7 protein-coding genes are annotated in these 10,580 nt (G+C 42.3%); 4 read left to right on the top strand and 3 right to left on the bottom strand.

The window, feature by feature from the left end; genetic code table 11:
• Nucleotides 1-462 precede the first annotated feature (462 nt).
• The 4 genes from H5185_RS18770 (at nucleotide 463) to H5185_RS18755 (ending at nucleotide 7,564) form a co-directional block, all read left to right on the top strand.
• Nucleotides 463-2,463, top strand: coding sequence for a glycoside hydrolase family 97 protein (locus H5185_RS18770; RefSeq protein ID WP_259396257.1), 2,001 nt, complete (start codon nucleotides 463-465; stop codon nucleotides 2,461-2,463).
• Nucleotides 2,464-2,920: 457 nt separating this feature from the next.
• On the top strand, nucleotides 2,921-4,471 hold the full coding sequence (locus tag H5185_RS18765) for an MFS transporter (protein ID WP_124015937.1): 1,551 nt from the start codon (nucleotides 2,921-2,923) through the stop codon (nucleotides 4,469-4,471).
• A gap of 76 nt (nucleotides 4,472-4,547) precedes the next feature.
• The gene (locus H5185_RS18760) at nucleotides 4,548-7,019 is read left to right on the top strand and encodes a glucan 1,4-alpha-glucosidase (RefSeq protein ID WP_182742850.1); all 2,472 of its coding nucleotides are present in this window, start codon (nucleotides 4,548-4,550) and stop codon (nucleotides 7,017-7,019) included.
• Nucleotides 7,020-7,168: 149 nt separating this feature from the next.
• A complete protein-coding gene (locus tag H5185_RS18755) occupies nucleotides 7,169-7,564 on the top strand; it encodes a DUF805 domain-containing protein (RefSeq protein WP_182742849.1) in 396 nt (131 codons plus the stop codon).
• Between the two features lie 103 nt (nucleotides 7,565-7,667).
• On the opposite strand, the gene H5185_RS18750 is transcribed toward H5185_RS18755, so the two are convergent.
• The 3 genes from H5185_RS18750 to H5185_RS18740 form a co-directional block, all read right to left on the bottom strand.
• Nucleotides 7,668-8,600, bottom strand: a complete 933-nt coding sequence (locus H5185_RS18750) for a DUF808 domain-containing protein (protein ID WP_182742848.1) — start codon at nucleotides 8,598-8,600, stop codon at nucleotides 7,668-7,670.
• Nucleotides 8,601-8,697: 97 nt separating this feature from the next.
• Complete coding sequence (locus tag H5185_RS18745; protein WP_182742847.1) at nucleotides 8,698-9,735, bottom strand: LacI family DNA-binding transcriptional regulator; 1,038 nt, start codon at nucleotides 9,733-9,735, stop codon at nucleotides 8,698-8,700.
• A 92-nt stretch (nucleotides 9,736-9,827) separates the two neighbouring features.
• Nucleotides 9,828-10,535 carry a DUF3334 family protein gene (locus H5185_RS18740; protein ID WP_124015932.1) on the bottom strand — a complete coding sequence of 236 codons (708 nt, stop codon included), beginning with the start codon at nucleotides 10,533-10,535 and terminating at the stop codon, nucleotides 9,828-9,830.
• Nucleotides 10,536-10,580: the final 45 nt, after the last annotated feature.

Raw genomic sequence — 10,580 nt, 5'->3', positions numbered from 1 at the left:
CCTACTGGCATGATATCAAGCCACTGATGCTGCTTTAAAGCTGCTTTATTGCGCACTTTTTAATTTAATGCCGAGCGTATTGATCATTACCGCTCAACCTTTAACCTTGTATTAAAATACCAGCCCAAAGCTGAAACAGCACAGTCCTTTGAGGATTCCATACGCGGCTTTATCACTTTGAGTTATCAGCGCCATCGACCAAGTGGTAATACATTAACGCTTTTTATCCGAAAATGAGTTAGCTAATAAACGATTATCTTTTGCGAGCGGACATCCTGAATACGTATGCAGATCTTTGCTGCAAAATCTAAAAACGTCATATATTGATTGCTGAATAAATAAAATAATAAACAAGGACTTCGTATGACGTACGCTAACTCATCAGACTCAACTGCCTCAACAACTCATATAAGCTTTACTCCCAACATAATTAGTTTTTCATGTGCTCTGGCACTGGCAGCAATGGCAATGCCTAGCATGGTGCAAGCTAAAACGGTTAATGTGACCTCTCCAGATAAACACATTGCCATCAGTTTGACTGATGACAATGGTCGTCCTGAATACCAAGTTCAATTTAACGGTAAAACCGTAGTTAACCCAAGCAAACTAGGTCTGGTATTCCAGCAATTAGGTGAATTAGGGCTGGATTTCAACATAAAAAATGTAACCAACAACAGCGTTGATCAAACTTGGCAGCAACCTTGGGGTGAACGTGAAAACGTGCGTGATCATTACAATCGCATCGTAGCGACCCTCAGTAATGGCCAGGTAGATTTCGATATTGAATTTAAAGCCTTTAATGACGGGATTGGTTTTCGCTACTTAGTACCAAAACAAGCAGGGCTTGCTAACACGCCTAAGCTGGATATTACTGACGAATTAACCGAATTTGCGATACCTGACCCGCAGCACACGACCGCCTGGTGGATCCCTGGACGTGGTTGGAACCGATACGAATATTTATACCGTACTACCTCGCTTGATAAAATCGATAGAGCTCATACGCCCATGACGTTTCGAACGGCAGATGGCTTGCATTTAAGTATTCATGAAGCGGCCCTAACCGACTATGCAGCCATGGTGTTAAACCAAGGTAGAGATGGTATTTTACGTGCCGATTTAACCCCGTGGTCAGACGGAATACGAGTTAAAACCCAACCGGGATTTTCTACACCTTGGCGAACCATTCAAATTGCTAAAGATGCCCCTGGTTTATTAAATTCTGATTTAATTCTAAACCTTAACGAGCCTAACAAGCTTGGCGATGTGTCTTGGGTGCAACCGGGTAAATACGTCGGAATTTGGTGGGGAATGCATTTAAATGAAAACACCTGGGGAAGCGGCCCTAAGCATGGCGCCACCACCAGCGAAACCAAGCGTTATATGGACTTTGCCGCCCAATATGGTTTTGATGGGGTATTGGTTGAAGGTTGGAATGAAGGCTGGGATGGCAGTTGGTTCGATAATGGCGACGTGTTTAGTTTTACTAAAGCGTACCCAGATTTTGATATGGATGCGATTACTGAATACGGTCAAAGTAAACATGTTCGCTTAATTGGTCATCATGAAACCTCTGGCTCGGTAACCAATTACCGTAAGCAAATGAGTGATGCTTATGATTTGTATCAAAAGCATGGCGTGACACAAGTAAAAACTGGTTATGTGGCCGATGGTGGCGATATTAAGCGGGTTGACGAAAACGGCATTGTGCGACACGAATGGCACGACGGCCAATTTATGGTTAATGAATATTTGCACAGTGTGACCGAAGCGGCTAAGCGTGGTATTAGCATCAACACCCATGAACCCATTAAAGATACCGGCCTGCGCCGTACTTATCCAAACTGGATCGCCCGCGAAGGTGCTCGTGGGCAAGAGTTTAATGCATGGGGTAATCCACCCAATACGCCTGAGCATACGGCAATATTACCTTATACTCGTATGCTAGCCGGTCCAATGGACTTCACCCCGGGGATTTTTAATTTAGCCCCTGAGGGTTTAGATGCAGTTAATCGAGTTAAAACCACATTAACAAAACAATTGGCTTTGTACGTTGTGCTGTATAGCCCGATCCAAATGGCGGCAGATTTACCCCGTAACTATGTACAACGCTTAGATGCATTTCAATTTATTCAAGATGTGCCGACTGACTGGAGTAACAGTATCGCCCTTGCCGGAGAAGTTGGCGATTACGTAGCTTTTACACGCAAACAACGCGGCGCTGAAGATTGGTATTTAGGCGCGTTAACTGATGAACAACCCCGTAAATTAAGCTTAAAGCTAGACTTTTTAACTACAGGTAAACGTTATGAAGCGCAAATATATCGTGACGGTAGCAAAGCTGATTGGTTAACCAACCCTTATGATTATGTGATTGAAACTAAAACCGTCACTGCAAAAGATACTCTCGATTTATCATTAGCAGCCAGCGGCGGTACTGCCATTCGTTTTAAGGCACTGTGATGTGTTAAAACGAATGTTGCATCTGTGTTTGTATCAGGTTACTTGAATGGCATGAATACGTATGTATTCAGTTGTACCATTCTCTCGCTCAGGGATACTATAAACCAAGCTATTTCGTCTGTGATTGCAGGATGAAATGGGTTAGGTCGTTTCTGATGTATCTTGGTCCATAGAGAGCATCAGCTTTAAAGTACCTTCATTATCTTTATTAATTGCTGATTTAATAGAAGTCGACAAAGAATAAAGCGTGGGTCTTGGCGAATACCCGTCTTAGGGAGATGCGTATTCGCTATTTTTTTAGCTATTAATAACGGGATCTTCATCGCGTTCAGCAACAAACTAGCGGTAACCCCCTTGGGCTAAAAAGGTAGCCAAAAACCAGTAAGACTAACAACAAATAAGATTAAGATTAGAATTAAAAGAAGTAAGCACAACGACTTACCAAAAAGGATGTCACATGTCTGGCCATAATCATAAAAACGTCACCCAACAACCGCAGCTAAATTTTTGGCAAATTTTCAACATGTGTTTTGGCTTTTTGGGGATCCAATTTGGTTTTGCCCTACAAAATGCCAATGTCAGTCGTATTTTTCAAACCTTAGGCGCGTCTATCGACGACATTCCCATTCTGTGGATTGCCGCCCCACTTACAGGCCTAATTGTCCAGCCCATCATTGGCTACTTAAGCGACAACACTTGGAATAGCCTTGGTCGCCGTCGCCCGTATTTTTTAATTGGTGCCGTTCTTACTACCTTGTCACTGTTTATAATGCCGCACTCGCCGACATTATGGATTGCTGCGGGCATGCTGTGGATCATGGACGCCTCAATCAATATCGCCATGGAGCCCTTTCGCGCTTTTGTTGGTGATAATTTGCCTAAAAGCCAACGTACCCAAGGGTACGCCATGCAAAGTTTCTTTATCGGCATTGGCGCAGTGGTCGCTTCAGCCATGCCATACATGTTAACCAATGTGTTTGATGTGGCTAATACTGCCCCTGCTGGTGAAATAGCCGACTCGGTGCGTTATTCATTTTATTTTGGTGGGGCCATTTTATTTATCGCGGTTGGCTGGACCATTATTTCGACCAAGGAATATTCTCCGGAACAACTGGCAGCGTTTCACCAACATGACACCACAGACAATGAGGCAACCCGTGCGAATACTCGCACCAGCGGTCAATATCAAACTGGCGCGATTATTTGGATAGTCATTGGCGCATTGTTTACTGCAGCCATTATGATCCAAGACCTTGATAAACAATTGTACATATTAAGTTTAGGTATATTTGTCTTTGGCCCATTACAACTATTTTGTGCGCGTAAATTAGCGAAAACGACAACAAACGCTCCCGTGTCAACCCAACAACGTGAAAGTTTTGGCATGTTATTTAATGTGGTCGATGACTTATTTCATATGCCCAAAGCCATGCGACAACTTGCTGTGGTGCAGTTTTTCGCCTGGTTCGCCTTATTTGCCATGTGGATTTATACCACTGCTGCCGTAACGTCACATCATTACCATACCTCAGATGTGCTCAGCCAAGCCTATAACGACGGTGCGGATTGGGTCGGTATGTTGTTTGCTTCTTATAATGGCTTTGCCGCCATTGCCGCGATTATTATTCCATTTTTAGCCAAAGCGGTTGGCATTAGATTAACCCACACCATCAATATGTTTTTAGGTGGACTTGGACTAATTAGCTTTATGTTTATTCAAGATCCCACTCAATTGTGGATCCCCATGATTGGTGTTGGTTTTGCTTGGGCATCTATCCTATCAGTTCCTTACGCCATGTTATCGGCCGCACTTCCTCCTCAAAAAATGGGAGTGTATTTAGGCATATTTAACTTTTTCATTGTTATCCCACAGCTACTTGCAGCCAGTATTTTAGGTTTACTACTCAAGACGTTTTTTGATGGCGAACCAATTTATGCACTGATTTTAGGCGGCGTATCTATGATGATTTCGGGTATTGCAGTGTTATTCGTTAAACAAGAAAAATAACTCTCTTACGATTATCTGTCTTTGTCACAGGTAGCGACTCACGTTAATTTTGCTTAAGACTATTTTGGGGAATTCCATGATAAAGCCTTTTCTCACCCATCGCAGCACCATAGCGGCTGCGATAACTGCTAGCTTTCTCGGTTTATCGTTAAGCGCATGCTCTCCTGCTGAGGATCAAAGTGATGCATCAACCGAAACAACCACTGAAGTCGTTAAGCTTGCTCCTGGTGCGCCAGGTGTCGAACCCACTTGGGCTTTTTCAGGTAAAACCGGTATAGGTACATCCTATGAGCCCTATGTAAATGGCCAATACCAGGACCAAGCGACAAATGCTGTCAGTAAGGTGTGGTTTTCGATTGCACAAGGTGTGTTAACCGAAACCATGTTTGGCCTAATTCATAACGCTCAGCTTAAAGAACTGCAATTTATTATTACCGGTAATGGCTTTGTTGATACAGAAAAAGACCACACCATTAGCACTATTGAATATTTAGACACAGATGAAACGGGCCGCCCTTTATCTTTGGCTTATAAAATTATCAATAAAGATATTCAAGGTAAATACCAAATCGAAAAGCATATTTTTACCGATCCCGATAGAAATAGCTTAATGATGAAAGTTACTTTTACCGCATTTGAAGCAGGCATAACCCCACATCTTTATGTTAATCCACATATCGATAACAGCGGCGCGAATGACATTACCAGCGTTGAAGGGCAAACACTCGTTGCGCACACCAGCGATGCTAATTCAACCGTAATGACAATTAAAACCGATGTTGACTTTGTTGCTGCCAGTGCTGGCTTTGTTGGCACATCTGATGGCCTAGTTGATTTGCAAGATAATGGAACATTGGATTGGCACTACCGCACAACCAGTGATACTAATCAAGGCGGTAACGTCGCACTAACTGCGCAATACCCTACCCTGACGGAAGCAAACGACAGCCTAAGCTTTAATTTGGTCATCGGTTTTGGACAAGACAAAGCCAGCAGCTTAGCCACCGCTCAAGCAACATTAAATTCTGGTTACGATGCAGTTAAACAAGCTTATTTAGGTGACGAAACCCATCTTGGTTGGAAAGACTATTTAGCGTCACTTGCGCCATTAAATAATATGAGCGCAAACACCACAGATAACGGCAAACTTCTTTATGCCAGTGCATTAGTGTTAAAAGCACAAGAAGATAAAACCCATGCGGGTGCCCTGATTGCCTCCCTGTCTAACCCTTGGGGCGATACGGTTTCAGCAACGGTTGGCAGTACAGGTTATAAAGCCGTATGGCCACGTGATTTTTACCAATGTGCGATGGCGTTTTTAGCCATGGGCGATACCCAAACCCCAAAAGTGGCATTTGAATATTTAAAACAGGTACAGGTTCAGCAACAAACACCTGGCTTTATTGGTACCCCAGGGTGGTTTTTACAAAAAACCCATGTTGATGGTGAAATTGAGTGGGTTGGCGTACAACTGGATCAAACTGCCATGCCTATCATGCTTGGTTGGAAATTATGGCAAGCTGGCATACTAAACGATGCTGAGATCAGTCAGTGGTATCAAGACATGCTTAAACCTGCGGCGGATTTTTTAGTAAACGGTGGCAAGGTAAAACTGGGCTGGAATGACACTGCAATCAATCCGCCAAGCACTCAACAAGAACGTTGGGAAGAACAAGCAGGATTTTCACCATCAACAACTGCGGCTATCATTGCCGGTTTAGTTGCCGCCAGTGACATCGCTATACTGGTAAAAGATGAACAAGCATCTGTGTATACCGATTTAGCACGTAAATTACAACGTCAGCTCGAAAGCACTATGGTGACGACAACAGGCTCGCTTGGTAAACAAACAAACGATACTTCATCAGCCCCTTACTATGTGCGTATTAGCCCAAATGGTAATCCGAACACTACAGATAAACTACTGGATAACAATGGAAAACCAGGGCTAGATCAGCGGATGATTTTAGACGGTGGTTTTTTAGAATTAGTTCGCTATGGCGTAGTCGATGCACAAGATCCAGTAATTAAAAACAGCGTGATGCTGATTGATGATCAAAGTCTTGCAGACAATCTGCGAGTTAAGTATGAATTTAGTGCTAAAGATGGCAGCACAATCCCTGGCTATCGTCGTTATGGTAACGATGGTTATGGTGAAGATACTGTCACTGGCCTTAGCTATGCCGAAAAAGGCAATACCGAAGATCAACGTGGCCGAGTTTGGCCATTCTTTACTGGCGAGCGTGGCCATTATGAATTAGCGTTAGCAAAGGCAAATGGCACTTTATCGGCTGACACCAAGCAAGCACTAATTAATACGTATGTTCAAGGCATGGAAACTTTTGCCAACCAAGGGCTTATGTTGCCAGAACAAGCTTGGGATGGTGTTGGTAATGCTACTCGTTATGACTACAAAATGGGTCAAGGTACTAACTCTGCGACACCACTGGCATGGACTCATGCTGAGTACATTAAACTGGTTCGCTCAATGACCGACGAACAAGTATGGGACTTTTACCCAGTAGTTAAGCAGCAATTAGCTCGATAAACACCATCGCCATTTTACGATTAATAAAGCCGTTGTCGTTTACAACGGCTTTATTTTTTGTATAGATTTGGAAATAAAATCTTGTTAATTCAAGGCTATCTTGTTACAAATGCACTAGATTAAAAAACATTAACGTTAAGGAATAACGAATGGATTGGTATTTAAAGGTTTTAAAACAGTATTTCGATTTTAGCGGCCGAGCACGTCGTAAAGAATACTGGATGTTTGCACTGTTCAGCATGATCATTAGTATTGTACTGACCTTATTGGATATGGGTGTAGGCTTATACAGTGAACTTTATGGTGCTGGATTATTGAGTTCTATTTATTCACTCGCCATCGTCATTCCAAGCATCGCAGTGAGTGTCCGTCGTCTTCACGATACTGACCATTCTGGTTGGTGGTTACTATTAATGTTTATCCCGCTGTTAGGTGCATTAATTCTCCTCGTCGTGATGTGCTTTAACAGTAAAGATGACAACGAATATGGCCCGAATCCAAAAGCGGAACCAAACCTTGGTGAGAGTGACAACTTAGCCGTTTAATCTCAAGTGATTCACTAACAGAGGTTAGTATCACTGATCAAAAAAGAGCATAGTCATTGACTATGCTCTTTTAGTATTTGCAGCCGGCTTTATCACTATTAAACTAGCTTTTAGCGGGCATTATCTTACTCACACCTTTGATGGCTAAAAGTACAACGCCACCAGCAACCACGCCAAATAATGCATTGAGTATACTGGGTGTAAGCAATCCTAGAAAGCCACCCACAACATTGATTTGAGTCACCACGGCTTGTGCATGCTCAATCCATTCAAATACCAAATGAATACCATGGGTTAAGATACCGCCACCGACCATAAACATGGCAATAGTGCCGACAAAAGTGAGAGTTTTCATTAAATAAGGGGCGGCAGACACGAGAGTTAATCCCAATTTATGCCCCACTCCACTTGGCTTACGCCTAGCAAGATATAAACCGAGATCGTCTATTTTGACAATACCAGCCACTAAGCCGTACACCCCAAATGTCATCACAATAGCAATAACCGATAAGGTTAAAAATTGCGCCATTAAGTCCATATGAGCTGCGACGCCTAAGCTAATTGCGATAATTTCAGCAGATAAAACAAAATCGGTACGAATGGCACCTTTAATTTTTTGTTTTTCATAGGCGCCTAAATCATCGATGTCTGCTTGTGCTTTCGCGACGACAGTATCGTCATCGACCAAATGAGTCTGCTTATGGGTCATTGAATGGTAAACTTTTTCAAAGCCTTCGTAGCATAAAAATAAACCGCCACACATCAATAACGGCGTAATAGCCCAAGGAATAAAGGCACTGATCAGCATTGCTAAAGGCACTAAAATGACTTTGTTACGCAACGAGCCCATAGCCACAGCGAACACCACCGGCAGTTCTCGTTCAGAGGCGACACCAGATACTTGCTGCGCATTTAACGCTAAATCATCCCCTAGAACCCCCGCGGTTTTACGTGCAGCAACTTTACTCATTGCCGCCACATCATCCAAAATGGTGGCAATATCATCTAATAGGGTTAATAGACTGGCTCCTGCCATAAATCGACTTATCCTTTTAACAGCAAAAAATTAATATCAATAGCAATCATCTAAAACCCCATTCGATTACATTTATAACTACTGGGTAATAGGTAAACTAGTTGTCTTCTACATTGGCACCGCAAGAACTACGCACCACTAAATTTGTTTTGATTAACCGCTGACTGACCTCTTGACCCCGGATTAATTTCAATACACTTTCAACAAGAATTTCACCCGCAAACTGGGTATCTTGCTTAATCGTGGACAACGCCGGATTAGCAAAACTCGCCACTGGGATATCGTCATATCCGACTACAGCAACTTGCTCTGGAACGGAAACTCCGCGCTTTTTCAGCGCCCGAATGGCACCTATAGCAATAAGATCGCTGGCAGTAAAAATGGCATCAAATACTATACCGCTGTCTAATAACTGGTTGGTGGCATCATAACCAGAACCTTCAGTATTAATCGCATCATGCTGGAGCTGTTTATCGATTAAAATTCCAGCCGCTTTTAAGGCATCAAGGTGACCTAAATATCGATCGCGAAACTCAGGGCTGCGACTGGACGAATCACCTAAAAATGCGATGTGTTTACGGCCTAATCCGAGTAAATGCTCAGTGGCAATGACTCCACCCTGATGGTTATCACAGCCAATCGACAACACAGATTTGTTGTTATGCTCTGCCCCCCAAATAACGAAATGGGTTTCTTTCTCTATCAATTTATCCAGCTTGTGGGCGTAATCCATATAATCGCCATAGCCTAATAAAATGATACCATCGGCTTTGTTACTATCCTCGTAATCTGCATGCCAATCACTTGAAAGCTGCTGAAATGAGACCAGTAAATCATAGCCTTGTCGTGCAGTAGCACGCGTAATGGAGCCTAGCATCGATAGAAAAAAAGGGTTAATCATTGAGTCGTCATTGGTAGGATCTTCACAGATCAGTAAAGCTAATGTATGACTGTTTTGTGTCCGTAAATTGCTGGCATTTTTATCAACTTTATAATTAAGCTCTTTGGCAATAGCTTGAATACGCTGACGCGTTTCTAGATTAACCAATGGACTGTTTCTCAACGCACGTGATACGGTCGATTGCGACACGCCTGCGCGGTAAGCTATATCAATAGAAGTCGCTTTAGATGCCATTTTTGATGGTTAGCCTTGTATAAGTGATACGCATTACTAAACAAAAGCCAATCTAAATGAATTAACTGGCCTTTTTCATTAACTCTGTGTGCTTATAACCCAAGCTCACTGAGTAAATCATCAGCATCATCAACAACAATGCCTTTTACATTAGGATCAAGTACATATTTTGAGGCTTCTGATTGAGCTTGCTGTTTTTGTCCGTGAGTTTCAATTAATGAATCAAGATCAAACTCTTCGTCCATTTCAAAATCGGCAGAACGAATGAATTCTGTTTTATCCATAGCAAATTCAAGATAAAAAATATGATTATTTTCGGTTTTAAAAGTCACTCGTCTTGCGACAGCGTTATCAAGGTTAGTATCAATTGAAATCGTCAACTCTTTATTAATAACCAACATTTTTGGCTGGCTCTGGCTAATTGACGTTTGTAATTCTTTTGAAATTTTGCCAATAAAGTCGCCCAAAATTTGGTTCATTAATTCGCCCATCACATTACTGACATCATCAGAAGTATGTGAAAAAGCTAATTCAGTTTCTGGCATGCCCATGTTGAGCATATAACGACGATAAATTTCAATTGCTGCGGTGGCAGAAAAGTTGATCACAACTAAACCTGAAAAGCCGCCATCGAAAATAGAAAAACACGCCAAATCAGGTTTCAAGCGAGTACGAGAAATACTTTGAACCATCCCAGCATGGCTAATATGGCTAGCACTTGTACTAGAAAGAACATGAGAAACAGAATGACAAAGCTTTAGTAAAATATCGTCATTCTTTACTGTAGAAGATAAATTCATCGTATTAATACCTTTTCGTTAATTACCCTAATCTTGCGGGTAAAT

It is taken from the genome of Shewanella sp. SG44-6, assembly GCF_014164185.1.
Taxonomy (GTDB): domain Bacteria; phylum Pseudomonadota; class Gammaproteobacteria; order Enterobacterales; family Shewanellaceae; genus Shewanella; species Shewanella vesiculosa.
This window is presented reverse-complemented; position numbering and strand designations above follow the sequence as displayed.

What these genes read in the sequence shown, in the direction of transcription:
- H5185_RS18770 (WP_259396257.1), top strand. Translation starts at nt 463, where the DNA reads ATGGCAATGCCTAGCATGGTGCAAGCTAAAACGGTTAATGTGACCTCT.
- H5185_RS18765 (WP_124015937.1), top strand. Translation starts at nt 2,921, where the DNA reads ATGTCTGGCCATAATCATAAAAACGTCACCCAACAACCGCAGCTAAAT.
- H5185_RS18760 (WP_182742850.1), top strand. Translation starts at nt 4,548, where the DNA reads ATGATAAAGCCTTTTCTCACCCATCGCAGCACCATAGCGGCTGCGATA.
- H5185_RS18755 (WP_182742849.1), top strand. Translation starts at nt 7,169, where the DNA reads ATGGATTGGTATTTAAAGGTTTTAAAACAGTATTTCGATTTTAGCGGC.
- H5185_RS18750 (WP_182742848.1), bottom strand. Translation starts at nt 8,600, where the DNA reads ATGGCAGGAGCCAGTCTATTAACCCTATTAGATGATATTGCCACCATT.
- H5185_RS18745 (WP_182742847.1), bottom strand. Translation starts at nt 9,735, where the DNA reads ATGGCATCTAAAGCGACTTCTATTGATATAGCTTACCGCGCAGGCGTG.
- H5185_RS18740 (WP_124015932.1), bottom strand. Translation starts at nt 10,535, where the DNA reads ATGAATTTATCTTCTACAGTAAAGAATGACGATATTTTACTAAAGCTT.